A 23,421-nucleotide genomic window follows, 5' to 3' on the forward strand; every position below is an offset into this window, starting at 1 on the left:
CATCATCGTCCCGACCTCATGGCCGGGGCGCGGCCCGCTGCCAGATCCGCAAGCACAGTCCCGAGCATTTCCACCTCAGCATCGAGCGCCTCATGTGCCCGGCCGGGAAAAACATCCGCCCGCAGGCGCAGTCCTTGTCCACCAAGATCACCAGCCGCTTCCATCATGGCCTGCAGCGGAATCCACGGGTCGGTGTCGCTGCCGGTCAGATAGACTGGCAACCCAGACGGCGCCTGTCGCGGCCGGTCGCAGGCCAGTGTGCCGACCCGGCACCCGGTGAGCGCCACCAGCGCGTCGGGTGCCGGATCGCCCCGGCAAACATATTCGATGGCAAGACATGCCCCTTGCGAAAATCCTGCCAACACCATTGGCTTGCCGGGGAACTCATCCCGCAGCGCCACAATTTCGGCCGCCAGCTGGTCGAGCGACCCCTTCAGTTGCGCCGCCGTTTCCCCGTTTATGGGATCGACGGCGCGTGCATCATACCAGGCGCCTCTCGGCGCGCGCGGCAACCAGAAAGCCACTTCGTCTGCCGACAGGCGGTCGACGATATGGCTTTCCATGTCATGGGGCGACTGGCCGCGCCCATGGATCAGGACGCAGAGCGCCCTGACCGCCGAGCCCGCAGCACCAAGCCGAAGTCCAGCCGCCCCGTTCATCAGACGAAATCCGCCTGTTCGAGGCCGGCGCGCAGTTCGGCCTCACGATCCTTGAACCATGGCGGGAACACCAGCGTCTTGCCGATCTGGCCGGGAGGCTCGTCAGAGGTCCAACCCTGCGGGGTCGTCCAGGCCAGCTCGAACAGGGCACCGCCGGGAGAGCGGACATAGCAGGATTTGAAGTAGTTTCTGTCCTTCTGCTCGGAAATGTCTGTAAATCCGAGTCCTTCGATATGCGCCCGCAGCTTGAGCTGGGTTTCCTCGTCGCCGGTATTAAGCGCCAGATGGTGGATGGTGCCGCCCGAGAGCGTCCATGTCCCCTGCGGGCTCTCGCGGTCGGTGATCACCTCGACGCGCTGGATGACGCCGGAAGCGTCGGGCACACGATAGACGTCGCCGTCATCGGTCTGCGACTCCAGCTCGAGCGGCAGCGCGATGGTCAGGAAGTCGTTCATCGCGGTTTTGTCGGTCGTCGCGATCACGCTGCCATAGATACCCTTGATGCCGTGGTCGCGGCCGATGCCTTGCGCGGCATTGGTAATCGGCTCGCGCCTGTCGCTGTCGCTCTCGACCAGTTCATGCGGAATGCCGCAGGGATGGGCGACGATGACCCGTTCGGTGCCGAAGCGCGTGACCTTGTGCGCCTCGATCCCGCGGGCGTTGAGCCGGTCCACCCAGAAATCGGCAGCGCCTTTTGGAATGGCCTGAAGAATGGCGCGGGACTGGTTGGTGCCGCGACGCCCATAGACGCCCGGCTTACGGAACGGGAAGGTGGTGATGATGGTCGAGGCATCGCCATCGGGCGAACCGTAGTAGAGGTGATAGACCGGCAGCACGCCGTCAAACAGCACGGTACGCTTGACCGAATGCAGGCCGAGCGTCTTGGTGTAGAAGTCGAAATCCTCCTGCGCACCGTCGGTTGACAGTGTCAGGTGGTGATAGCCGCTGATGCCACTCATTCTGAGCTCCTTCCTGGCATGGTATGTTCGGGCTCCGCTGGAGCCATGACGAGGTCGATATCGAGGCCGTAATTTGGTCGTGTCCCGACCGTCTCGATCTGAAAATCGGCGAGCAGTTCCGGTTTGACGCCGAAAATGGCGTCCGCCGCGACCGCCGGGTCGGCGCGGTCGAAGATCTGGCTGGTCAGGTCCCGATAGCCCGGGGCCGTGACGCGGAAATTGATATGGGCGGGACGATGCAGGGCGAGGCCCAGCCGGGTCAAAAGGCGCCCGACCGGCCCATCGGCAGGCAGGCTGTAGCCGCCCGGCTTGATCGACTGAAACGCAAACCGCCCCTGCCGGTCGGCAACCAGGCGGCCGCGCAGATTGTGCTCGGGCTGAAGGTCGGGCTCCTGGTTTTCGTAAAAACCCTGGGCATTGGCCTGCCAGATTTCGACGACCGCCCCGCCGATCCCCTCCCCGCTGGTCGACCGTATGGTCCCGGTCACCTTCAACGGGTCACCCTTGCCGTCGAGGCTGATGGATTGCCCGATGGCAATGTCCGGCATATCCGCGCGATAGAATGGCCCGCAGACGGTGTTGGGCGTCGCCCCGTCGACCAATGGATTGGCAAGATCCTGGACCGCCGCGGAAATGCCGAGCGCGTCTGCAAGCAATACCCACTCCTGCCGCCGGGCATCCGTGTGGTGCCCGGTCTCGGTGAGGAAGTCGATGACGGCGCGCAGTTCGGCGGGTGTTGGCCGGAGGACGAGCAGCAGCCGATGAACGTGCTCGGCCAGAACGGCCATGCTGTCAACGAGCCGCGTCGCTTTGAGCGCCGCCAGCCGGGCCTCGAGAGCCTCGAGACTGGCCAGTCCGTCCAACTGCGCTTCTGCGTCTTGCCCCCGGGTCATCGATGCGAAGTCCTCCTCTCCACGCGCTCAACTTGGCACGAAAGGACGACGACATTGATGAATAGTGGGATAGCGAATATAGCAATTTGCTATGAAGCTGAATGAGCGCCATTTGATGCAGCTTGCAGCCGTCGTCGACACCGGTGGCGTCTCTGAAGGCGCGGCCTTGCTCGGCATGACCCAGTCAGCCGTGAGCCGATCGCTCGCCATGCTCGAGGCCCGGGTCGGCGAGCCGCTTTTCGTCAAGGGCCGACGACCGCTTCAGCCCACGGCGCTGGGATCCCAGCTGGCCATCCATGGCCGCGCGATCCTCACGGCGTCCCGCCGGGCTACCGATGCAGTGCAGGGGCATCTCAAGGGAACGAGCGGCCTCGTCCGCGTTGGCGGCGTGCCCTTCTTCATGGATGCACTGGTCAGCCAGATGATCGCCCAGTTCCACCTCGAAGAACCCGAGGTCAGTGTCCAGCAGAGCTATGGCAATCTGCCCGATCTGGTTTCGGCGCTCGATGCCCAGCTTATTGATCTCGGCATTGTCCCGATCGGTTCGGCCCATCCGGGCTCGGCCTATGAGTTCATCGAAATCCTGCCGGGCAAGAACGTGGTTGCCTGCCGTACCGACCACCCTCTTCTGAAGCGCCCTCGCCCGCAGGCAACCGATTTGGCCGCCTATCCGTGGATCGCGCCGCTGCCGGGCTCGCCGCTGATGACCGATCTGCAGATGATCCTTCTCAGCATCGGCGTCAGCGAACTCAATATCCGCTATTCCGGCGGCTCGCTGATGAGCGTGGTCAATTTCCTCGCCGACTCGCAGGCGCTGGCCGTCTTGCCGTTTTCGGTGGTGTTTGCGCTCAGGAAGGAACGGCGCATCACCGTGCTCCCGTTCGACATCCCCCAGCCCGATCGGTCGCTGGGCATATTGCGGCGCCTCGATGCGCCGAACTCTCCGGCGTCGGACCGGTTCGTGCGCCATATCATCCAGGTCTTCGATGACCTCAAACACACCATCAAACGCCACGAAAACGCTGTGGTGTGGGGCAGCTGACCGGGTCAAAAAACCCGGCCAGCCTGATTATGCACGCGTCGTTTGCGATGGGATCAAAGGTCGACCCAGGCGCGCGTCTCCGTCGAGGTCCGCACGGCGTCGAGCACGCGCTGGTTTTCGACGCCGTCGACGAAGGACGCACCCTGCTTGAGCTGGCGGCCCTCGCTGATGGCCGCCGCGAATTCGCGCAGAGCCCCAACGACCGACACGTTCCAGATGCCCTTGTTCAGGCCCTCGAGTCGCGAATTGGGGTCGTCCTGGGTGATGTCCTCAAAACCCTGGCCGGCCTTGGCGAAGTAAAGCTTCTCATCCTCGTTGGCGAGGGTGATGGTGCCCTTCGATCCGAAAACCTGAGTCAGATTGCCGATATTGTTGGCGGCAACACCGCTCATGAAGATCTGCACGCGCGCTTCGGACTGCATGCGCAGCGTCATGTAGGCGACGTCGTCGGCCGTTGCGGTCCAGGCTTCGCCGGTGGCCTTGTCGATCCGGTTGGGGATGACGGTCAGAGCTTCGCCCATCACCGAGTGGACGGCGCCCAGCCACCAGCGGACCATGTCGACCTGATGGCTGCCATTGGCGCCGAGACGCCCGCCGCCATGTTCGATCAGGCTCCACCAATCGCCCTTCGGACGCGCAGCGGGGTCGGCCCAGCTGGCGCCGATATTGGCGATGTTGACGTGGCGAATTTCACCGAGATCGCCATTGGCGATCATCTCGGCGATGCGCATGCGGTTTGGATTGAACCGCAGCTCATGGTCGATCATGTGCACGCGCCCAAGGGCGGTAGCCTTGTCCAGCATGGCCTGGGCTTCGCCGGCATTGACCGCCGTCGGCTTTTCGCAGACCACGTGAGCCCCGGCTTCGAGGGCCGCCAGCGTCATTTCTGCATGGGTGTCGGTCGGCGTCGCGATCAGCACGGCGTCCGGCTTATGCTTGGCCAACATTTCACGCCAGTCGGAATAGGCATCGGCGACACCGAAGGCGTCAGCCGCCGACCGGGCGCTTTCGAGGCGGCCCGAGGCCACGGCCACCACTTCCGCGCCGGGAACGTGACGCAGGGCCGGAAGGTAGGCGGCGCGGGCAAAGCTCGCCCCAATTACTGCGAATTTCATTGCAGATTCCTATTGTTAACCGTTGGTCTTGAGGCGCGGATCGAGGAAGTCGCGCAGCCAGTCGCCAAGGATATTGAAGCTCAGCACCGTCATGACGATGGCAATGCCCGGGAAGAATGCCAGCCACCACTTGTTGGCGAGGAGCTGGTCGCGGCTATCGGCAAGCATGGCGCCCCAGGTCGGCACATTGGGCGGAACACCCAGGCCGAGGAAGGAGAGCGAGGCTTCCGACAGGATCACCGACGCCACGTTGAACGAGGCGATAACCGTCAGTGGCGCCACGATATTGGGCAGGATGGTGCGGAAGATCACGAAGAAGGTCGGGTCGCCAAGAGCACGCGCCGCCTCAACATATTCCTTCTCGCGCAATGACAGGGTCTGTGCCCGCACGATACGCGCATAGGTCACCCATTGCCCGATGCCGAGCACGATAATGATGTTGACCACGCCCGGTCCCAGAATGACCAGGAACATGATGGCAAGCAGGATGAAGGGAAACGCGAGCTGGATATCGCCCAGGCGCATGATGATATCGTCGACGATGCCGCCGAAATAGCCGGCGCAGAGGCCAGCCATGACGCCGATCGTGCCACCCACCATGATGGCGCAGATGCCGACCAGAAGCGAAATGCGGGCCCCGTAGATAAGGCGCGACAGGATATCGCGTCCGAGACCATCGGTGCCCAGCCAGAACATGCCCCGGCTGCCCTCGGTCATCGGATCGGCAAGGCGCCGCATGATGTCCTGACGGTTGGGATCGAGCGGGGAAATCCAGGGTCCGAAGATGGCCGCAATGGCCACGATGCCGAGGATGACCAGCGCCACCAGCGGCCATCTGGCGGCCACAAGCGAGCGCCAGGCCCGTCGCATCGCCTTTCGGCGCTGCGAGATGGGCTTGGCGGGTGCGGCTGCGGGAGCGGTTTGAACAGTCATAGGCGCGCTCCTAGAGTTTCACGCGGGGATCGATCTTGGCGTAGATCAGATCGACGATGAGATTGAGGGAGATGAAGACCAGGGCCAGCACAACCACGGCAGCCTGAACGACCGGGATGTCACGCTGGTTGATCGCGTTGAAGATCAACCGGCCGATGCCTGGCCAGGAGAACACCATTTCCACCACGACCACGCCGCCGATGAGGAAGCCGAATTCGAGACCGATCATGGTCACCACCGGCAACCAGGCATTTCGCAGGGCGTGCCGCACGACCACGGCATATTCGCTGATACCCTTTGCCCGGGCGGTGCGCACGAAATCCTGGCCAAGCACTTCGAGCATGGACGAGCGGACCAGACGGGCATTGCGCGAGATCGAATAGAAGGCAACGGCAAAGCCGGGCATGATCAGATAGTAGAGCGTCTGCGGCAACTGGCTGAACGCACGGCCGAAATCGCCCTGCACCAGCGGCATTATGAACGGCACATGCCCGGAAATCGGGAAAATGCGCAATTGCAGGCCGAAGAACATGATCATCATGATGCCGAGCCAGAAACTCGGTATCGACTGACCCGCCATGGCAACTGTCATGATGGAGCCATCGACAGGGCTGCCGCGGTTGAGCGCAGCAGCAACACCGAGCGGGATGGCGACGACGATCGCCAATATCATGGCGAACAGCGTCAATTCCAGGGTGGCCGGCAATGCCTCCATGACGGCCTCGATGGCCGGGCGCTTGTAGGACAGCGAGTTGCCGAAATCTCCCTGAACCAGATTGCCCAGGAACGACAGATATTGCTCATGCAAAGGTCTATCAAAGCCTAGTGCCTGGCGGGTGCGGGCGATCTCTTCCGCGGTGGCGCGCTCGCTGACATAAAGATAGGTTGGGTCGCCGCTCATCTGCAGGGCGGAAAACGTGATCAGCGTCACGCCGATGATGACGATCAGGCTCTGGAGCAGGCGACGGACGATAAAGGTCATACGATGCGGCCTTCATTGTGGGATGTGCGCGCGGCGTCATCGCCGCGCGCGGTTCAGGTTTTAGCTCTGCGCCAGGGTAGCGTAGAAGAGGTCGATTTCTTCGTCACGACGCGGTTCCCAATTGATCCGGTTCGAGACGCCGTAGAAGTCAGGCTGGAAGTAGAGCTGCAGCCACGGGCCTTCTTCGTAGAAGAGCTTGAGCATGCGGTTGATCACCGGACGAGCGGCTTCCGGGCTCTCGGCCGAGCGGGCGATTTCCCAGTCGGCGAACCAGCGCGGATCCGTCCAGCTCTGATAGTTGGTCGCTGCGTCGGGCGTGGAGAACAGGCTCATGTCGTAGAGCGGGTTCCAGGTCACACCACCCTGCCCGAGGAAGAAGAGCGGGCCCATTTCCTTAGTGCGAAGCAGCGGCGAATAGACCGAGGCCCATTCGAGAAGTTCGACTTCGGTTTCAACGCCGACGTCGGTCAGCATCTGGCCGATGGCCTGGACCACCGAGGCGTCAGCCAGGTAGCGGCCGCGCGGGCCCTGCAGGCGGATCGAGAACCGAACGCCGTTTTCGCCGCGGGGGTAGCCTGCCTCATCCAGCAGCTTCTCGGCCATTTCCGGATCATACGGGATTGGCTTGAGATCGGGGTTGCCGTTGGGCGGGTTGACGAGGCTCGTCATGCGCTCGCAGCTGGTTCCGAGCAATTGCTCGCAGATGCCGGGGACGTCGACGGCATATTGGAGAGCGAAACGGACCTTGGGATCCTGGATTTCCTTGGCGCCGGGCATGTCGGCAACCTTTTCACCCAGGTTGAAGCCGATCTGCATGCGGCGGGTACCGCTGACGGCGCGAACCTTCGAGCTGCCGGAGGCGTCGATAGCGCCGACCTGGTCGGGAGACACGTTGGTGATGATGTCGACATTGCCAGCGATGAGTTCTGCCGTACGGGTAGAAGCCTCGGGAATGATGCGGAAGATGATGTTGTCGAAATTGCCCGGATCCTGGACCTTTTCGAGCACGATCTCGCTGCCGCGATCCCACCTGGCGATGCGGTAGGAGCCGGAGCCGATCGGGTTGGAGGCGGCGTCCTCGGCGGTCTTGCCCTCGTAGCTGTCCTTGCAGTGGATATAGACCTGGGCGAGCATGCCCAGTGCAAGGGTGGTCGGCGACTTGACGTTGATCTCAACGTTCAGGTCATCGATGGCCACTGCGGAGTCGAAGCCGAGCGTGGTGTAGACGAAGCCCGGGGTGTTGCCGGTGAAGGCATTCGCCGGATCGGCTGCACGGTTGAAGGAATAGGCCACGTCCTCGGCGGTGAGGGCTTCACCATCGTGGCAGGTCAGGCCTTCCTTGAGCTTGAAATTATACGTCAGGCCGTCTTCGCTGACCTTGGTGTCCTCGACCAGGTAGGGCTGGACCACACCCTCATAGGTCACCTGGAACAGCGTGGCGAACAGGTGCTTGGCAATGTTGGCATTGTCCCGGCTCGAGATCTGAGCGGGGTCGAACGTCGACGCATCGGCGCTCAGGCCAACCACAATCGTGTTTTCCGGGGGGGCTGCCATGACAGGCGCGCTTAATGCGGCAAGCGCAACGCCCGAGAGTAGGAGCTTTTTGAACATCTGATTATCCTATGACGCATTTTGTCGGCGCGGGCGGGGCAGCCCGCGCCAGTTATCGGGTCAGTTCGACGCGATCTTGGTGTCGAAGAGATAGACCTTCTCGTCGCGACGCGGCTGGAAGTCGACGCGCTTGGACACACCATAGAAGTCAGGCTGGAAGTACAGCATCAGCCACGGCGGATCGTTGTAGAAGACTTCGAGCATGCGATCGATGACGACGCGGCGTTCTTCATCGGTCGTGGCAGCCGCAATTTCGGCCCAACCATCGAACCATTCAGGATTGCTCCAGTCGGTGTAGTTAGTGCCTGCGTCAGGAGTAGACAGATCGGTCATGTCGTAGAGCGGGCTCCACGTACCGCCACCGCTGCCGAGCAGGAACATGGGACCGGCATCGTGGGCGCTGATCAGCGGCACGTAGACGGATGCCCATTCGAGCAGTTCGACATTGGTCTGGACGCCGATGTCGGACAGGTACTGGCCGACGGCCAGGGCGACGTTGGCGTCGTTGAGGTAGCGACCACGCGGGGCCTGCATGGTGATCTCGAAGCGAACCCCGTCTTCACCGCGCGGATAGCCGGCTTCGTCGAGGAGCTTTTCCGCCATTTCCGGATCGTAGGGATAGGGCGAAAGAGACTTGTTGTCGTTCGGCGGGTTCACCAGGCCATTGGCGCGGGTGCATTCGAAGTTCAGCAGCTGCGAGCAGATTGCCGGAACGTCCACTGCATACTGCAGCGCCACGCGCACGGCGGTATCCTGGATGGCCTTGCCGCCTTCGCTACCTTCGGCAAAGTCTTCCCGCTGGTTGAAACCGACATAGATGCGACGGGTGCCCTGCACCGCCTTGACTTCGGCATTGCCGGAGTTGTTGACGGCATCGAGCTGGTCCGGTGCGACATTGGTGATGATGTCGACATTGCCGGCGATGAGCTCGGCCGAACGGGTCGAGGCTTCCGGGATGATGCGCCAGATGATGTTCTGGGCGTTGGCTTCGTCTTCCTTGACCCGTTCCAGCACGACCTGGCTACCGCGATCCCACGAAGCAAGCTTGTAGGGACCCGAGCCGACGGGCTTGCTGGCAGCGTCTTCGAGGGACATTGCCTCGTAGCTGTCCTTGCAGTGGATGAACACTTCGGCGATCAGGCCGAAGGACACCGGGTTCTTCTGGCCAAGATTGATCTTGACCTCGCGGTCGCTGATCGCTTCCGCGCCGGCGAACTGGATCGAGGAATAGACGAAGCCTGGCGTATTGCCGGTGAAGGCATTGGCCGGGTCAGCAGCACGGTTGAACGAATAGGCGGCGTCTTCTGCAGTCAGCGCTTCGCCGTCCTCGCAAACGAGGCCTTCGCGCAGCGTGTAGGTGTAGGACTTGCCGTCTTCTGCCTCGACATAGCTCTCGGCCAGATCCGGCACGATCTCACCAGCAGGGGTGATTTCGTACAGGGTGCCGAAGATATGCTTGGCGATGTTCGAGTTGTCGCGGCTGGAGATCGCCGCTGGATCGAAGGTGTTGGCGTCTGCGCTGATACCGACGGTGATGGTATCGGCGGACTGTGCCATGACGAGCGTCGGCGCGGCAAAAACCGCGACGCCTGCCATGAGCAAAGCTCTTATTTTGGTCATTACGAGTAACTCCCTGTTGAATGGATCTTGCGTCCTGTGTTCCCGCGCAGGCCGCTTTCCTATGGATTTGCGGAGACATCCCCGCAGATCCCGTTCGTCTACCCTTCGCCCTGATGGCCATGCCACCCAGGTCCTGTGGGGTCGGCCCCGCACTCGCGCAAGGCGCCCGCTTTCAGTGCCCACGACGCTCTTCGAGCCGTGGATTTTAGTCATACGCTCTCAGGCTTGCTCCGGTTGGGGCGCTGGATTTGAGCGGCTGACTTTTCCATTCGGACCGCTTGCGGCTCCGAATTCGGCGATATCGACCGAACGATTTTCGGTCGACGAAATAATGCAGGCTTCCACCATCTGCAGCGACCGCAGATGGTCGCGGCCGGAACACTGAAGCTCGGCTTCCCCCTTGAGGGCGGCAACAAAGGCCTCCAGCAGGGCGACGGCGTCGTGGTACCACTGCTCGTATTCCGGCAACGCCACGCTGGTCAGAGCGGCGTCCTGCTGCAGGGCGTAGTGAAGGTCGCCGAACTGGTCGTTCTGGACGATCACGCCCTGGGCGCATTCATGGCGCCAGGTGAAGCTGGGCTCCTGCCAGTTCGACTGCCAGAGGCCCTGGTAGTTCACGATCACGCCATTAGCGAAGGTGAACAGCGCGCTGACATTGGCGTCGTCGGCATACATCGACCAGCTTGGATTGAAGGTCTTGGCGTAAACCGAGACCAGCTCCGACTGGTAGACATAGCGCATCAGGTCGAAGTGGTGGATCGACTGTTCCCACAGCATGGGCTGGGCCATGGTCAGCGGATATTTGTTCAGACGCGCCAGCGTCCCATCCCGCCAACGCTCATAGGTGAAGCGGGAAAACTCCGGCTTGCCGACCGTCGTCCCGAACAGCGACATGGTCCGTTGCGTTACCGGCAGATAACGGAAATTGAGCCCGACCATCAGCGGAATGCCGGCTTCCTCGGCCATTTCGACATAGCGCTTGGCCAGCGGAACGCTGTCCGCCAGTGGCTTTTCGGCGAGAATGGGCAGCTTGGCGCGGCACGCCGCCTCCATCTGGGCCTCGCGGCCACCGGGCGGCGTGATCAGGACGATGGCGTCAGCTTCGATCTTGCCGACGATGTCGAGATCGGCGGACGCGATGGCCTCGGGCCACTGGGCCAGGGCGCGCTCGCGCGCGGCTTCACTCGGATCGATCAGCCCGACAATGGTGCAATCGGGATTGTCCCTGATCACGCGCATCCAGAACTGGGCCCGGGCGCCAAGCCCGACAAGAATGAGACGGAGTGTCATGGGCGGTCCTCCATGACCGAATTGAGACCGGTGGCGAGCGAGGTCCAGCCAAAGAGGTCGGCTGGCGGAACGATTTCGCTGGTCATGGGCACACGATAGTCGACACCGTCGCCGAGCCGGACCTCGACGCCGTATTTTGCGGCAATCATCTCGGCAAGCTCGACATCGTCGATATCCTCGCCCGAGGTGAAATGGATGACGCCGGAAATGGCGGGCTGGCGGTCGAGAAGCGCCAGCAGGGCCTTGGGCAGGTCCGGACCATAGGTCCAGTCCCGGCGCGAGCGTGGCAGGTCAACGACAATGGCATCGCCATTGCGCCCCGCTTCGATCCAGCGACGGAGTGGCGACATGTGCTGACGGGTCTGGCGCACGCGCTCGCCCGGGCCATAGATGGGGCCGAGGCGGATAGCGATGGCCCGCATCTCTCCGGGCAATTCGGCTTCGAGCAGAAGCTCCCCTGCCCGCTTGGCGACGGCATAGGGAATGGTCGCGCGTGCCGGCGTGCTTTCGAGCAGCACCCCATCGGCATCCTCGGACCGGAACACACCGGAGGAAGACAAGAGCACGAAATCGGTCGCTCCGCAGGCGCGCGCCTTGGCGAGAGCCGCAAGGGTAGTCTCGCAATTGATGCGCAGGCAATCAAACGCGGTCAGGCCTGTCTCGGGCGATGGCGAGGTAATCGCCGCGCCATGAATGACGAGGTCGAAGGCCCCCAGGCCGTCCAGCACTTCGGCCGTAATATCGCTTTCGACAAGCTCGGCACCGGCCAGACTGGCCCGGGCAAATTCGTCGAAAAACTGGTCGAGGCCAGTCACCGCATAGCCGGCCTCGAGCAGGCCCCTCGTGAGGAACCCACCGACGAACCCACCAGCTCCGGTAACAAGGGCGCGACGCGTCATGGCTCGATCCCCAATTCTTCTGGGCGGATCTGGGCCGCGGATCGCGTGTGGTCGGAGATGAGGGAGATCGCCCTGATCATGTCCCCATGCTCGATCGCATCGAGGATCGGCGGATGATTGGCGGCCACCTGGCGCAGGTCACGATTGGCGCTGTTGCGCAGGGCCATGATCTGCCGGATGCGCAGATAGAGGTTGTCCCACATGCTCAGCATCAGTGCGTGGTCGGCCAATCTGATCAGGTCGCGATGAAATTCCTCATCCGCCTGCATCAAGCTCAAGAAGTCACCGCGCTCGGCCGCGTCGAACATGTTGTCGCTGTGGATGCGCAGAACCGAGACGTCGGCTTTGCGTTCGACGATCCGACGGATCGCAAAGGCCTCGAACTGCTCGCGAAGGCTGTAGAGTTCTTCGACTTCTTTGACCGTCAGCGGCTTAACGCGCTTGCCCTTATAGGGCACGCTTTCGATCAGTCCGTCCGCTTCCAGAATCTGGATCGCTTCGCGCACCGGCGCCCGCGACACGTTGAGCTGCTCGGCAAGAGCCATCTCCACGATCGGGGTACCAGGACGCATGGTCCCGTTCACGATTGCCTTCCGGATAATCTCCGCCACCGAGACGCGCAGGGGCACATTCTCGATGCGGGAGATTTCGGAAGCGGGACCTGCGATGCTCATTTAGACCTCAGTCGCTGCGAGCTGGACGGCGCGTTCGATTGCCGAATGGTGGGAGTCCGCGAGCTTTACGAAGGGCGGACGGACGATGGCGTAATTGGGGTCGTTATGGCGGGCGGCCGCTGCGGCCTTGATCGCCGGGATCAGGGGCAGGCCTTCAAAGATCTTGCGAACTTCTGTGACGCCAGCCGCGATTGCCGCTTCCTTCTCCGTGCCAAGCGCTGCCATCAACGCCTTGATATTGCGTGCATTGACGTTGGCCGAGGCGCTGATGCACCCTGCCCCGCCGGCGGCGACATTCTGCGGGATAAGCGCCTCGGACGCGGAATAGACGTCGAGCTCGGGGAAGGCCTTGATGACCGAATGGGTGTTTTCCCAATTGCCCGAGCTGTCCTTGAGGCCGACGAAAATGCCAGGGAACTTGGCCATCAGCGCTTCGATCAGCGTCAGGGTCACCGGCACGCCGGTCATCTGCGGGATGTGGTAAAGGTAAATCTTCAGCTTGGCATCGCCCACGGCATCGATGATGGCGGCAAAACTGTCGACGATGCCCTGTTCCGGTACGCCCTTGTAATAGAACGGCGGCAGCGACAGGGTGCCCAGGCACCCGCGCGACACGGCGTGGCGCGTCAACGCGATGCTGTCCGGCAGCGCAGCGCACCCGGTGCCCGGAATGAGCCGATCTGCAGCAACACCGCTATCGATCAGTGCATCGAGCAATTCGATCCGCTCGCCGACGGACATGGAGTTGGCTTCGCTGGTCGTCCCGAAAGGCGCCAGGCCGTCGGCACCGTCTGCGAGCAGAGCCTGGGAATTGGCAATGAACCGATCCGTGTCGATGCTCAAATCCGCCTTGAAGGGCGTGATCGCAGGGACATAGAGTTTTGGCGTTCGGGTCATCGGTTAATCCTGAGAAACAAGGGTGACAGCAGGGATGGCGACGAACTCGTCGTCATCGTCCCGGCCGCGCCACATGAGAACGGCGAAGGCGCCGGCGCGATCGAGCACGGATGCACCCGCATGCCAGACGGTGGATTTGTAGATCGTGCCCAGCGAACTGGGCACGATGAAGCTGCGCAGGCCGTCGAGGTCCGGGCTTCCATCGGCAAGCGAGGGGGCCACGGTCACGATGTAGCGTTCGACATCGAGCGGCACGAAACACTGCGCCGCGTGTGGATGCCGTTCCAGCTTGGTGATGGGCGCCGGCAATTGCGTCGGCGCCATCGAGTTGACGTGGAAGACCGGTGCCAGCCCCTCGCCGCCCAGCCAGTCGGAAAAGAAGCGGCGTTCGCCATGGGCATCCGGGCGACGGATGAACGTGCCGAATGGCGCAAACTCTTCGACGCTGGGGATTGGCTCGAGCCGGACGGTCCGCGTCATGCTGCACCGCCTGCGGGCATGACCTGGCGCCAATGGGCCGCGATGTCGGCACGCTTGGCGATCCACACGCCATCGCGCTTGCTGATATGGTCGATGAACTTGACCAGGCCAGCAAACCGGCCGGGGTGGCCGATGACGCGCGGATGCAGGCCAACCGACATCATGCGCGGGGTCGTCTTGCCCTCTGCATGAAGCACCTCGAAGGTTTCGATCAGGAACGCGGCGTAGTCTGCCGGGTTCTCGATACCGCCACCCGCCAGGAACTTGGCGTCATTGGTCACCAGCGAGTACGGCACGACCAGGTGCTGCTTGCCCGTGACTTCCGTCCAGTAAGGGACCTCGTCATTATAGGCATCGCTGTCGTAGCCATAGCCACCGTGCTCGACGACAAGGCGTCGGGTCCGTTCGCTGCGGCTGTAGCGGCAATACCATCCTGCAGGTGCACGACCGATGACGCGAAGGATCGTGTCATAGGCCTTGGCGATGTGCTCGCGCTCGGTCGCCTCGTCGAGCCTGTAGTGCTCGATCCAGCGATAGCCGTGGGCAGCCACGTCCCAGTCGGTTGCGGCGATGGCTTCAGCCACCTCCGCATTGCGTTCGAGCGCCAGGGCAGCGGCAAAGATCGTCACCGGGAGATCGCGATCCCGGAACAATCGGAACAGACGCCAGAACCCGACCCGGGAGCCGTACTCGTACATGCTCTCGGATGCGAGATCGCGGTCACCCTGGGGCACGCGCGGGGCGGAGACCTCGATGAGGGCAGATTCGGAGCGTCCGTCTCCCTCACCGACCGAATATTCGGATCCCTCTTCGTAGTTGAGGACGAAGTTGACGGCCACCCCGGCATTGCCGGGCCAGCGGACGGTTGGGGGCCGGTTGGCATATCCCACGAAATCGCGCATGTTTGCTTCCTGCCCTGCCCCGGTACCCACCTTTAGTCTCGCTTCCCCTCAACCTTATTGAAGAAGCAGCACCAGTCGCCGGTGTTGACGTTAGGCAATGCGCGCAGGCCGAAGAACATGCCGTCGGCGGGTGCAACCAGTTCGGCCAATTCGTCGCCGAAGATGTTGATGATCTTGGCGATGGAATCGCCCTTCTTCATCGGCTTGAGGAAGTCGACGCCGGGGGTCGGCACGAAGATGCCGGAGACCGGAGCGAGCAGAGCTTCCTGCTGACCGCGCGTCGCGTCGGTCGGATAGGTCGCCTGGCCGGGGTACATCTTGTAGTGGCGCAGGATGTTGATGATGGAGTCGGCGAGGTCGCGCGACACCTTGGCGAAGGCTTCCGGCGAGGTTGCCGAACGGCCGCCCAGCTCGACGGTGATGCCGGTCTTGCCAATTTCCTTCATCCGCGCCATGGGCGAACCCTTGGGCAGGAAGTTGGACATGATGCAGCCCCAGCCTTCGCCCATGGCCTTGGCCAGCTCGACGGACTCTGGGGTCTCGTCGACGAAGATCGCCTTGGCGAGGAAGGAGTGCGCGCCGCCCGAGTGGATCGAGATTTCGAGGTCAGCGACCTTGCTCATCCATTCCGAGTGCGCCCAGGCGATACGCTCGCTGAGGTAACCGTCCGGACGGCCCGGATAGATGCGGTTCATGTCGAACGAGAACGTGTCCAGCGGATTGCCGCGGTTGGCGTTCTCGAATGCCATGACGTTGAGCACCGGCACCATGACCAGCGTGCCCGAGAGCTGCTTGGGATCGACTTCGCGCAGGGCGATCGCGCAGGCCATCGGGCCTTCCGGCTCGTCGCCGTGGATGGCGCCGTCGACCCAGAACACCGGGCCCGGATTGACGCCATTGACGATGACGACGGGGATCTCAACCTTGGAGCCGCCGGCAAGAGTGGTAACCGGGATCGCGCCGCGGACGATTTCGCCCGGGGCTGCGACTGCTGTACCGACGGTGATGGTCTTCTGTTCGGCCATTTCTTAGATGCCCTTGAATGCGTTATACTTTTCGAGTTCTTCAGGCGTGTAGACCTGCATGAATTCGATCTCGACGTCGCCGGCGTCATTGTCGAGGAATGCGACAAAGCCTTCGGGATGCGGGTGGCTGCCATAGACGCCACAGGCCTGGCAGATGCGCAGCTCGGCGCCCTGCGACTTGGCGTGGTCGAGTGCCGCGTCGATGTTTTCGACTTCGTAGCAGATGTGGTGCAGGCCCTGGGCGTTGCGCTGCTTGATCCAGGCGTCAAAACGGCCGCCCTCTTCCAGCGACTGGCAGAGCTGGTACTCGATGCCGCCGAGGTTGAAGAGCGCAACGCGGTTCTTGGACTTCGGGTAGTCGATGATCTGCGTGTCGGTCGGTACGTGCAGGAACTTGGAATAGGCGCTCAGTGCCTCCTTCGCGTCGCGGACGGCGAAGGCCATGTGCTTGATGGACTTGATATTGGGATTGTCGGATTTCACGGACATGGTCTTCCTCAGGCAGATTTGCGCTCAGCGCGGATGGTTTCGACGACGGATTTGATGCGGTCCATGGCTTCGCGGATGCGATCGACCGACTGGGTCAGCGACATGCGGACGAAATCGTCGCGATAGTCGCCATAGATGACGCCGGGATAGATCATCACCTTGCCTTCGGCGAGCAGCCGCTGGCAGAACTCGCTGGCCGGCAGGCCCACGACCGACACGTCGGCATAGACATAGAAGGCGCCCTGCGGCTCGGCATAGGGAATGCCCAGCGCATCGAGACCCTCGCAGAGAGCCTTGCGGCGCTCGTCATAGGTCAGGCGCATCTCTTCGACGCATTCCTGCGGGCCGGTCAGTGCGGCGAGGGCCGCGTGCTGGCTGACCGATGCGACCGAAATCGCGAAGGCATGGTTGATCTCGGCCATGGCCACGATCAGCTCACGCGGGCCGGCAAAGTAGCCGACGCGCCAGCCGGTCATGGCATAGGCCTTGGAGAAGCCCGACAGTGTGATGGTGCGCTCGCGCATGCCCGGAAGCGATGCGACCGGCTGGATACGCTGGTTGCCATAAGTCAGGCGCGCATAGATCTCGTCCGAAATGACGATCAGATCGTGCTCGATGGCGAGCTGGGCGATCTTCTCGACCTCGTCCGGTGCCGTCACGGTGCCGGTCGGGTTGTTCGGGTTGATCAGCACCAGCACCCTGGACTTGGGCGTGATGTGCTTCTTCACCATCTCGGCGGTGAGGGTGAAATTGGTCGACATGTCCATGCGCACCGGCACAACCGTGGCGTCGGCAAGTTCTGCCGCCTGGCCATAGGGGTTGTAGCCCGGGCACGGCACGATGATTTCGTCGCCCGGGTTCAGCAGCGACAGCGCGATGATGAACATGGCGTGCTGGCCGCCAGGGGTCACCACGATTTCGTCGATCGCGTAGTCGGCGCCACCATGGGCCTTGATGTTGGCGGCAATGGCCGTGCGCAGGGCGGGAAGCCCGAGCGGGTGGCCATAATGGGTCTCACCACGACCCAGCGCATCCTGGCCGGCCTTGACGATATGGGCAGGCGTGTCGAGATCGGGATCGCCGCGGCCGAGACGGATCACGTCGGTCAGGCCCTCGGCAATGTTCGCCATCTTGGTGATGACGTGCTCTTCCTTGAGCTTGATACGGTCCGCCAGGCGGTTGGCGTGCAGGCTTGAAAGTTCCATTTTGTCCTCTCTTAGAGCCCGTAGATCTCGGAGTATTTTTTGTTGAGGTACGAGATGTACGGCTCCGGATCGAGCTTGCGGCCGGTGGTGCGGACCAGGAGCTCGTCGCGTGTATAGCGGCGGCCATGCTGGTGGATGTTCTCCACCATGAAGTGGCGCAGCGGGTCGTAGTCGCCGGTGGCCAGACCCTGGGCGATGCCAGCGTCCTTGCTGGCGGTTTCGAACAGCTGGCCGGCCATGACGTTGCCGATGGTGTAGTTGCAGAAGGTGCCGATCTGGCCGGACGACCAGTGCACGTCCTGCAGCACGCCCTGCGCGTCATTGGGAACGTCGAGACCGAGATATTCCTTGATCTTGGCGTTCCAGGCTTCGGGCAGATCCTTGACGGAGAGCGAACCGTCGATCAGCGCCGCTTCGATGTCGGTGCGCAGCATGACGTGGAAGTCATAGGTCAGCTCGTCGGCCTCGACGCGGATGAAGCCCGGGCGGACGCGGTTGATGGCGCGCCAGAATTCGTCCACCGAAACATCGGCGAGCTGCTCGGGGAAATAGCCCTTGGCGATTTCGAAATTGTTTTCCCAGAAGGCCTTGGCGCGGCCGACATGGTTTTCCCACAGCCGCGACTGCGATTCATGAGCGCCGAAGCTCACGCCGCTGACGGCATAGAGGCCGACAAGGTCAGTGGCGAATGGCGTGCGGACATAGGCGGGGTCGGAACCCTGCTCGTAGAGCGCATGGCCCGCCTCATGCAGCGCGCCGAAAAGGCTTGCCGGCATGTAGTCTTCATAAAAGCGCGTGGTGATGCGCACGTCGTTGCGGGTGAAGGACACTTCGAACGGGTGCAGCGTGGTGTCGAGGCGACCGCGGTTGAGGTCGTAGCCAACCTTGGAGGAAATCTCCAGCGCCAGCGCATGCTGCTTGTCGACCGGATAGATGCGCTCGAGGAAATCAAAACGCGGAGCCGGCTTTTCGGCAATAGCCTTGACCAGCGGCAGCAGGCCTTCGCGAAGGCGCGAAAACAGCGGCTTCAGCGAGGCGACAGTCTCGCCGGGCTCGAAGCGATACATCAGCGCATCATAGGGATGCTCGGAATAGCCGATGCATTCGGCCATTTCGCGGTTCAGTTCGACCGTCTGCTCCATCAACGGAGCAAAATGGGCATAGTCGTTCTCTGCACGCGCCTTGGCCCAGATGGCATGGCCGATCGAGCCAAGTTCTGCGCGGCGACGGGTCAAATCTGCCGGAATCGCCTGGTGGTAGTCGATGGCGTCGCGAACCTGCTGAACCATCCCTTTTTCCACAGAGGATGCATCAAAGGCGGCGACTTCGCTCTCGGCCTTGTCCAGCAGCGAGCGGGTTTCATCCGAAACAAGCAGGTCGCGCGTCAAAACAGACAGCGTCGCCAACTGCTTGCTGCGCGTCTCGTGCCCGCCATGGGGCATCATCGTCCGCGCATCCCAACTGAGGATGGACTGAGCGTTCAGCATGTCATTGACCTGCCCAATGCGCTCCATGAGCTTAGCGTAACTCATTGACCGAAAATACCTTTCTTCCCCCAGCAGGTCTTCTGCTGCTTTTCTCACCAGGTGCTTGACGCCGCCCGTTCCGTATGTACTGAATGTCACATATTAGATTGTCGACAATCAGACGAGCTAATGTTGGACAGGGAATTGAACGGTTGTCAAGCAATGAGAAAAACTAGCTCTGCAAAAACGGCGAGTGCTCGATGAGCACCGAAAATACCAGCCTCACCTCCAATGCAGACCGCTTGGTCGCCATGGCCGTTTGCGGCTATGTCAGCACGCCATCCGTGCGCCCCGGCGCCTATCTCCACCACCCGGATGGCAAGGGAATCATGCTGCCGGGCATGTTCGGCGTGACCTATAATGCGCGCGCCGGGGACCGTGCCTTCGGTTGGGCCGGCGACCATGTGGAGCCCGGTGTTTCCATTGCTCACCCGAATGAATCTGCAGATTTCGCCCTGCACTACCTGACCTGCGTCGGCAATGTGGCCACCGTCACCTCGGGCCTCGCCAAGGGCGCCAAGGGCGTCGTCACCGGCGAGCATGCGCGACTTCTTGTGGATTTCCCCGATGAAGTGAACGAGCTGCTCAATATCGGCGACCAGATCCAGATCGAGGCCATCGGCCGCGGTATCGAGCTCGATGGTTATCCCGGCGTCGAGTTCAAGAAGACCAGCCCGCGCCTGCTCGAAGCCCTCGGCATCACCCGCCAGCCCAACGGCCAGCTCAAGGTGAAAGCCGCCATGGAACTGCCGATCGAGATCATGGGTTCGGGCGCCGAGCTCAATTCCGAATATGTCGACCAGGACCTGATGAGCGGCGACCGCCAGCTCATGGCCGATCTCGGCATTGACCAGATGCGCCTTGGCGACGTCATCGCCATCCGTCACGCAGACCACCATTTCGGCCGGTCCTACCGCGAGGGCTCTGTTTCCATCGCGCTCTGCATCCACGGCGATTCCATCATGACCGGCCACGGCCCGGGCATCATGACGATCATGACCGCCACGGACGGCAGCCTCGATTTCGAAATCGACCCCAAAGCCAATATCGCCAACTTCTTCGGAATCGGACAGGCCAAATGACCATTTCCGTCAATGCAAACGACCTCGTATCCGTCTCGCTCGGCGGAGCCATTGCCCATCCGGGTTTCGCTGGCCTGCCGGCAGAGCCCTATCGCCTCGCCGCTGACGGCAAGCCGTTCCTGCTGCCGACATGGGGCGGCATCGTCTATAATGTCTCGGTCGGCGACAGCGCCTTCGGCTGGGCTGCGGACTGCATCCATCCCGGCGTCTCGATCAAGGGCGGCGACGACCTCAAGAATCGCGGCCTGAACGTCTACGCATGCCTCGGCAACACCGCCGTGGTCATGACCGGCCGCGCCCAGGGCGCCAAGGGTGTCGTCACCGGTAAGTCGGGCCGCTTCTCCGAGCAGCTGATCATCCACTTCCCCAAGTCGGTCCGCGCCGACATGGCCGTGGGCGACCAGATCCTCATCCGCTCGCTCGGCACCGGCATGGCTGTCGATGGCCACCCCGAAGTCGCCCTCAAGGGCCTTGGCCCGAACCTCTTTGAAGCCCTGCCCAAGAAGGTCGTCGATGGGCGTCTCGAAATCGGCGTCGTCGCCAAGGTTCCGGCGCACCTCATCGGTGCCGGTCTCGGCCTTACCTCCGAAGGCGGTAGCCTGCACATGCAGTCGACCGACCGCGCCGCCCTCAAGGAAGCCGGTCTTGACCAGCTTCGTCTCGGCGATCTCGTGGCCTTCGAGAACACCGACAGCCGCTACAACCACGGCTATCTCCGCGGTGCGATCTCGATCGGTGTCGTCGGCCAGACCGATGGCCCGCGCGCCGGCTACGGCCCGGGCGTCACCATCATCATGACCGCTCCGAAGGGCGAGCTCGGCTGCTTCATCGCACCCGGCACCAACCTCAAGTCCCTCCTGAGCCTGGAAGACTAAGCATGTCGATCTCCCTGACCAGCGTCACCCGTCCTAGCCTCGAAACCTTCATGGCCCAGGGGTTTGAGAAACTTGGCCTGTCGGCCGAGGATGCGGCCATCTTCGCCGATGCCCTGATCTTCTCCGAGCTGCGCTTCCACCCTGGCCACGGCCAGGGCGTTCGCCGGCTGCGGCGCTATCAGGAACGCATCGGCCAGAAACTGGTCGATCCGGCGGCGCCCTGGGAGATCGTCAAGGAAAGCCCGGCCCTCGCCCTGGTCGATGCCCATAACGGCATCGGCACAGTGGCGGCGGCCAAGGCCATGCGGCTGGCCATCCAGAAGGCCAAGGTCAGCGGCATCGGCCAGGTGCTCGTCCGCAACTCGACCCATTACGGTTCCTCGGCCGTCCATGCCTGCCAGGCCATGGAAGCGGGTTGCATCGGCATGGCCATCACCAATGCCGGCCCGGAAATGGCCCCCTGGGGCGCCCGCGAAGGCGCCACCGGCACCAATCCCTGGGGCATTGCCGCCCCGACCAATCTTGGCTTCCCCGCCGTGATGGACTTCGCCCTCACCACGGCCGGCAAGGGCATGATGATGTGGCACGCCCGCGAAGGCAAAAAGATGCCGCTCGACTGGGCCCTCACGCCCGACGGCGAAATCACCGATGACCCCAACGCCGCCATGAACGGCCCCCTCCTCGCCATCGGCGAATACAAGGGGTACGGCCTTGCCTTCATGACCGATGTCATGACCGGCGTGCTCGGCGGCGGCGGCTTTGGCCTCACCCCCTATGCCGACCCCAAGAAGCTCGACGTTTCGCACACGCTGACCGCCATCGACATCGAATGGTTCATGCCGCTCGAGACCTTCAAGGAGCGCATGGGCGAATTCTCGCAGATGATGAAGTCGCGCAAGACGCGCCCGGGCTTCTCCGAAATCCTCATCCCCGGCGAACAGGAAGCCCGTCGGGCCGAGCGCAAGTCGCAGGCCGGCGTGCCGCTGGACGACGAAGTGCTCGAAGACCTCATTGCCCTCGGCAAAGAGCTCGGCGTCGAATCCGAGCTTGAGATCGTCGGCCCCTATGAGGAGAGCCGGCTGTGACCAGTCTCACCCGGGAGCGCAAGCCCGTCCGCCCGATGGGCCTCGATTTTCGCCGCAGCGTGCAGGATCGCATCCGCGCGCTGGCGGCGGAGCGTGGCCTCGACGGCGTGCTGCTGCTGACACCCGCCAATGTGTTTTACGCCTGCGGCTTCCACTTCTCGGTCAATGAGCGCCCCATCGCGCTCTACATCCCGCTGAACGGCAAGCCGACCCTGTTCGTGCCGCTGCTCGAGCTCGAAAACGCCGAGCCGGTCGAAGGTGTCGAGCTCAAGATCTACGAGGAATTCCCCGGAATCGTTCATCCCGTCGTCTGGATGGTCGAGGAATCCGGTGCTCGCAAGATCGCCATCGACCTGCTCGATGCCCGCCTTGTCGGCCCCATCGAGGCCATGGTGGAAAGCCTCGTGCTCGAAGATTTCGCGGCCCCCTGCCGCTACATAAAGACGGCCGAGGAGCTGGAGCTCACCCGCATCGCGGCCACCTATGCCGATCTCTGCCTCGAGCGTCTGCTGCTCAATGGCGGGGACATCATCTCCCAGGGCGGCACCGAGCTCGACCTCTATGCCGACAGCACCAGCTTCGCCCTCGCAGAACTGAAGAAAAACTATGGCGAGGCCTTTGCCGGCACCAAGCTGGGCATTTCCTCCTCCGTCCACACCGGCCCACGCGGGGCCCTGCCCCATGGCGCGACCGGCCACAGCAAGCCGCAGCGCGGCCACACGCTTATCTCCGGCGTCGGCTGCTCTCTGGGCGGCTATCACGCCGAAAGCGGCATCACCTATGTCGTCGGGGAAATGTCCGCCGAACAGCGCCGCATCATGGAGGCGCTTGAAGCCTGCGACGCTGCCGGCGTTGCCGCGCTGAAACCCGGCACCCTCTGCCAGGATGTCAATGTCGCTGCCCTCGCTGCCCTCAAGGATGCGGGTCTCGGCGACACCATCCGCCATCGCATCGGCCATGGCATGGGCGTCGAAGGCCATGAGGCTCCGTGGCTCGCACCGGGCGACACCACAATCGTTGCGCCCGGCATGGTCTTTTCCAACGAGCCGGGCGTCTACCGGCCAGGGATCGACGGCTACCGCACCATCAACACCATGATCGTCCATGCCGACGGGGTCGAAATCCCCAGCCGGCTCCAGGCCGATCATCCCATCGAAACACGCATTATTAGTCTCTAA

The 23,421-nt window shown here is 62.7% G+C and carries 23 protein-coding genes; 5 read left to right on the plus strand and 18 right to left on the minus strand.

Annotation, left to right across the window (positions count from 1 at the left end):
* Positions 1-2: 2 nt before the first annotated feature.
* From N0P34_RS12605 to N0P34_RS12615, 3 genes are read right to left on the minus strand one after another with little or no spacing between them, the layout of a single operon-like run.
* Positions 3-659: a phospholipase gene (locus tag N0P34_RS12605; protein WP_275603583.1), complete on the minus strand. Its 657-nt coding sequence runs from the start codon at positions 657-659 to the stop codon at positions 3-5.
* The gene (locus N0P34_RS12610) at positions 659-1,618 is read right to left on the minus strand and encodes a VOC family protein (protein WP_275603584.1); all 960 of its coding nucleotides are present in this window, start codon (positions 1,616-1,618) and stop codon (positions 659-661) included. The genes N0P34_RS12605 and N0P34_RS12610 overlap by 1 nt, the downstream gene beginning before the upstream one ends.
* The gene (locus tag N0P34_RS12615) at positions 1,615-2,511 is read right to left on the minus strand and encodes a dioxygenase (protein WP_275603585.1); all 897 of its coding nucleotides are present in this window, start codon (positions 2,509-2,511) and stop codon (positions 1,615-1,617) included. The genes N0P34_RS12610 and N0P34_RS12615 overlap by 4 nt, the downstream gene beginning before the upstream one ends.
* A gap of 91 nt (positions 2,512-2,602) precedes the next feature.
* Between N0P34_RS12615 and N0P34_RS12620 the strand changes: the two genes are divergently transcribed.
* The gene (locus N0P34_RS12620; protein WP_275603586.1) at positions 2,603-3,553 is read left to right on the plus strand and encodes a LysR family transcriptional regulator; all 951 of its coding nucleotides are present in this window, start codon (positions 2,603-2,605) and stop codon (positions 3,551-3,553) included.
* Between the two features lie 53 nt (positions 3,554-3,606).
* Here the strand turns inward: N0P34_RS12620 and N0P34_RS12625 are convergent, their stop codons facing one another.
* The 15 genes from N0P34_RS12625 to N0P34_RS12695 all read right to left on the minus strand — a co-directional run bounded on the left by N0P34_RS12625 (position 3,607) and on the right by N0P34_RS12695 (position 19,207).
* A complete protein-coding gene (locus N0P34_RS12625) occupies positions 3,607-4,668 on the minus strand; it encodes a Gfo/Idh/MocA family oxidoreductase (RefSeq protein WP_275603587.1) in 1,062 nt (353 codons plus the stop codon).
* 15 nt (positions 4,669-4,683) lie between these two features.
* Positions 4,684-5,601 (minus strand): ABC transporter permease, encoded by a 918-nt coding sequence (locus tag N0P34_RS12630; protein ID WP_275603588.1) that lies wholly within the window; start codon positions 5,599-5,601, stop codon positions 4,684-4,686.
* A 10-nt stretch (positions 5,602-5,611) separates the two neighbouring features.
* Complete coding sequence (locus tag N0P34_RS12635) at positions 5,612-6,583, minus strand: ABC transporter permease (protein ID WP_275603589.1); 972 nt, start codon at positions 6,581-6,583, stop codon at positions 5,612-5,614.
* Between the two features lie 60 nt (positions 6,584-6,643).
* The gene (locus tag N0P34_RS12640) at positions 6,644-8,137 is read right to left on the minus strand and encodes an ABC transporter substrate-binding protein (RefSeq protein WP_275603590.1); all 1,494 of its coding nucleotides are present in this window, start codon (positions 8,135-8,137) and stop codon (positions 6,644-6,646) included.
* Positions 8,138-8,254: 117 nt separating this feature from the next.
* Positions 8,255-9,814 (minus strand): ABC transporter substrate-binding protein, encoded by a 1,560-nt coding sequence (locus tag N0P34_RS12645; RefSeq protein WP_275603591.1) that lies wholly within the window; start codon positions 9,812-9,814, stop codon positions 8,255-8,257.
* 219 nt (positions 9,815-10,033) lie between these two features.
* The gene (locus N0P34_RS12650; protein WP_275603592.1) at positions 10,034-11,104 is read right to left on the minus strand and encodes a Gfo/Idh/MocA family oxidoreductase; all 1,071 of its coding nucleotides are present in this window, start codon (positions 11,102-11,104) and stop codon (positions 10,034-10,036) included.
* Positions 11,101-12,003, minus strand: a complete 903-nt coding sequence (locus N0P34_RS12655) for an NAD(P)-dependent oxidoreductase (protein ID WP_275603593.1) — start codon at positions 12,001-12,003, stop codon at positions 11,101-11,103. The genes N0P34_RS12650 and N0P34_RS12655 overlap by 4 nt, the downstream gene beginning before the upstream one ends.
* Complete coding sequence (locus N0P34_RS12660) at positions 12,000-12,677, minus strand: GntR family transcriptional regulator (protein ID WP_275603594.1); 678 nt, start codon at positions 12,675-12,677, stop codon at positions 12,000-12,002. The genes N0P34_RS12655 and N0P34_RS12660 overlap by 4 nt, the downstream gene beginning before the upstream one ends.
* Complete coding sequence (locus N0P34_RS12665; protein WP_275603595.1) at positions 12,678-13,574, minus strand: dihydrodipicolinate synthase family protein; 897 nt, start codon at positions 13,572-13,574, stop codon at positions 12,678-12,680. It lies immediately after the preceding gene.
* 3 nt (positions 13,575-13,577) lie between these two features.
* The gene (locus N0P34_RS12670; protein ID WP_275603596.1) at positions 13,578-14,054 is read right to left on the minus strand and encodes an ureidoglycolate lyase; all 477 of its coding nucleotides are present in this window, start codon (positions 14,052-14,054) and stop codon (positions 13,578-13,580) included.
* Positions 14,051-14,956, minus strand: a complete 906-nt coding sequence (locus N0P34_RS12675) for a polysaccharide deacetylase family protein (protein WP_275603597.1) — start codon at positions 14,954-14,956, stop codon at positions 14,051-14,053. The genes N0P34_RS12670 and N0P34_RS12675 overlap by 4 nt, the downstream gene beginning before the upstream one ends.
* A 32-nt stretch (positions 14,957-14,988) precedes the next feature.
* Positions 14,989-15,981: a M14 family metallopeptidase gene (locus tag N0P34_RS12680; protein WP_275603598.1), complete on the minus strand. Its 993-nt coding sequence runs from the start codon at positions 15,979-15,981 to the stop codon at positions 14,989-14,991.
* Between the two features lie 3 nt (positions 15,982-15,984).
* Positions 15,985-16,470, minus strand: coding sequence for a VOC family protein (locus tag N0P34_RS12685; RefSeq protein WP_275603599.1), 486 nt, complete (start codon positions 16,468-16,470; stop codon positions 15,985-15,987).
* Positions 16,471-16,478: 8 nt separating this feature from the next.
* The gene (locus N0P34_RS12690) at positions 16,479-17,675 is read right to left on the minus strand and encodes a pyridoxal phosphate-dependent aminotransferase (RefSeq protein WP_275603600.1); all 1,197 of its coding nucleotides are present in this window, start codon (positions 17,673-17,675) and stop codon (positions 16,479-16,481) included.
* 11 nt (positions 17,676-17,686) lie between these two features.
* Positions 17,687-19,207, minus strand: a complete 1,521-nt coding sequence (locus N0P34_RS12695) for a carboxypeptidase M32 (protein WP_275603601.1) — start codon at positions 19,205-19,207, stop codon at positions 17,687-17,689.
* Between the two features lie 194 nt (positions 19,208-19,401).
* On the opposite strand from N0P34_RS12695, the gene N0P34_RS12700 reads away from it, so the two are divergent.
* The 4 genes from N0P34_RS12700 to N0P34_RS12715 are packed head-to-tail and all read left to right on the plus strand — an operon-like array spanning position 19,402 to position 23,421.
* The gene (locus N0P34_RS12700; protein WP_275603602.1) at positions 19,402-20,283 is read left to right on the plus strand and encodes a DUF4438 domain-containing protein; all 882 of its coding nucleotides are present in this window, start codon (positions 19,402-19,404) and stop codon (positions 20,281-20,283) included.
* Positions 20,280-21,158, plus strand: a complete 879-nt coding sequence (locus N0P34_RS12705; RefSeq protein ID WP_275603603.1) for a DUF4438 domain-containing protein — start codon at positions 20,280-20,282, stop codon at positions 21,156-21,158. The genes N0P34_RS12700 and N0P34_RS12705 overlap by 4 nt, the downstream gene beginning before the upstream one ends.
* 2 nt (positions 21,159-21,160) lie before the next feature.
* The gene (locus N0P34_RS12710; RefSeq protein WP_275603604.1) at positions 21,161-22,243 is read left to right on the plus strand and encodes an Ldh family oxidoreductase; all 1,083 of its coding nucleotides are present in this window, start codon (positions 21,161-21,163) and stop codon (positions 22,241-22,243) included.
* Positions 22,240-23,421, plus strand: coding sequence for a Xaa-Pro peptidase family protein (locus tag N0P34_RS12715; protein ID WP_275603605.1), 1,182 nt, complete (start codon positions 22,240-22,242; stop codon positions 23,419-23,421). Before N0P34_RS12710 ends, N0P34_RS12715 begins: the two co-directional genes overlap by 4 nt.

The organism is Devosia sp. FJ2-5-3, assembly GCF_029201545.1.
In the GTDB taxonomy this organism is placed as follows: Bacteria; Pseudomonadota; Alphaproteobacteria; order Rhizobiales; family Devosiaceae; genus Devosia.

Excerpts from the sequence above, each read along its gene's own strand:
- N0P34_RS12680 (WP_275603598.1), bottom strand. The coding sequence starts at position 15,981 with ATGGCCGAACAGAAGACCATCACCGTCGGTACAGCAGTCGCAGCCCCG.
- N0P34_RS12705 (WP_275603603.1), top strand. The coding sequence starts at position 20,280 with ATGACCATTTCCGTCAATGCAAACGACCTCGTATCCGTCTCGCTCGGC.
- N0P34_RS12670 (WP_275603596.1), bottom strand. The coding sequence starts at position 14,054 with ATGACGCGGACCGTCCGGCTCGAGCCAATCCCCAGCGTCGAAGAGTTT.
- N0P34_RS12665 (WP_275603595.1), bottom strand. The coding sequence starts at position 13,574 with ATGACCCGAACGCCAAAACTCTATGTCCCTGCGATCACGCCCTTCAAG.
- N0P34_RS12625 (WP_275603587.1), bottom strand. The coding sequence starts at position 4,668 with ATGAAATTCGCAGTAATTGGGGCGAGCTTTGCCCGCGCCGCCTACCTT.
- N0P34_RS12605 (WP_275603583.1), bottom strand. The coding sequence starts at position 659 with ATGAACGGGGCGGCTGGACTTCGGCTTGGTGCTGCGGGCTCGGCGGTC.
- N0P34_RS12675 (WP_275603597.1), bottom strand. The coding sequence starts at position 14,956 with ATGCGCGATTTCGTGGGATATGCCAACCGGCCCCCAACCGTCCGCTGG.
- N0P34_RS12660 (WP_275603594.1), bottom strand. The coding sequence starts at position 12,677 with ATGAGCATCGCAGGTCCCGCTTCCGAAATCTCCCGCATCGAGAATGTG.
- N0P34_RS12640 (WP_275603590.1), bottom strand. The coding sequence starts at position 8,137 with ATGGCAGCCCCCCCGGAAAACACGATTGTGGTTGGCCTGAGCGCCGAT.
- N0P34_RS12710 (WP_275603604.1), top strand. The coding sequence starts at position 21,161 with ATGTCGATCTCCCTGACCAGCGTCACCCGTCCTAGCCTCGAAACCTTC.
- N0P34_RS12685 (WP_275603599.1), bottom strand. The coding sequence starts at position 16,470 with ATGTCCGTGAAATCCGACAATCCCAATATCAAGTCCATCAAGCACATG.
- N0P34_RS12690 (WP_275603600.1), bottom strand. The coding sequence starts at position 17,675 with ATGGAACTTTCAAGCCTGCACGCCAACCGCCTGGCGGACCGTATCAAG.
- N0P34_RS12655 (WP_275603593.1), bottom strand. The coding sequence starts at position 12,003 with ATGACGCGTCGCGCCCTTGTTACCGGAGCTGGTGGGTTCGTCGGTGGG.
- N0P34_RS12650 (WP_275603592.1), bottom strand. The coding sequence starts at position 11,104 with ATGACACTCCGTCTCATTCTTGTCGGGCTTGGCGCCCGGGCCCAGTTC.
- N0P34_RS12635 (WP_275603589.1), bottom strand. The coding sequence starts at position 6,583 with ATGACCTTTATCGTCCGTCGCCTGCTCCAGAGCCTGATCGTCATCATC.
- N0P34_RS12695 (WP_275603601.1), bottom strand. The coding sequence starts at position 19,207 with ATGAGTTACGCTAAGCTCATGGAGCGCATTGGGCAGGTCAATGACATG.
- N0P34_RS12700 (WP_275603602.1), top strand. The coding sequence starts at position 19,402 with ATGAGCACCGAAAATACCAGCCTCACCTCCAATGCAGACCGCTTGGTC.
- N0P34_RS12615 (WP_275603585.1), bottom strand. The coding sequence starts at position 2,511 with ATGACCCGGGGGCAAGACGCAGAAGCGCAGTTGGACGGACTGGCCAGT.
- N0P34_RS12610 (WP_275603584.1), bottom strand. The coding sequence starts at position 1,618 with ATGAGTGGCATCAGCGGCTATCACCACCTGACACTGTCAACCGACGGT.
- N0P34_RS12630 (WP_275603588.1), bottom strand. The coding sequence starts at position 5,601 with ATGACTGTTCAAACCGCTCCCGCAGCCGCACCCGCCAAGCCCATCTCG.
- N0P34_RS12620 (WP_275603586.1), top strand. The coding sequence starts at position 2,603 with ATGAAGCTGAATGAGCGCCATTTGATGCAGCTTGCAGCCGTCGTCGAC.
- N0P34_RS12645 (WP_275603591.1), bottom strand. The coding sequence starts at position 9,814 with ATGACCAAAATAAGAGCTTTGCTCATGGCAGGCGTCGCGGTTTTTGCC.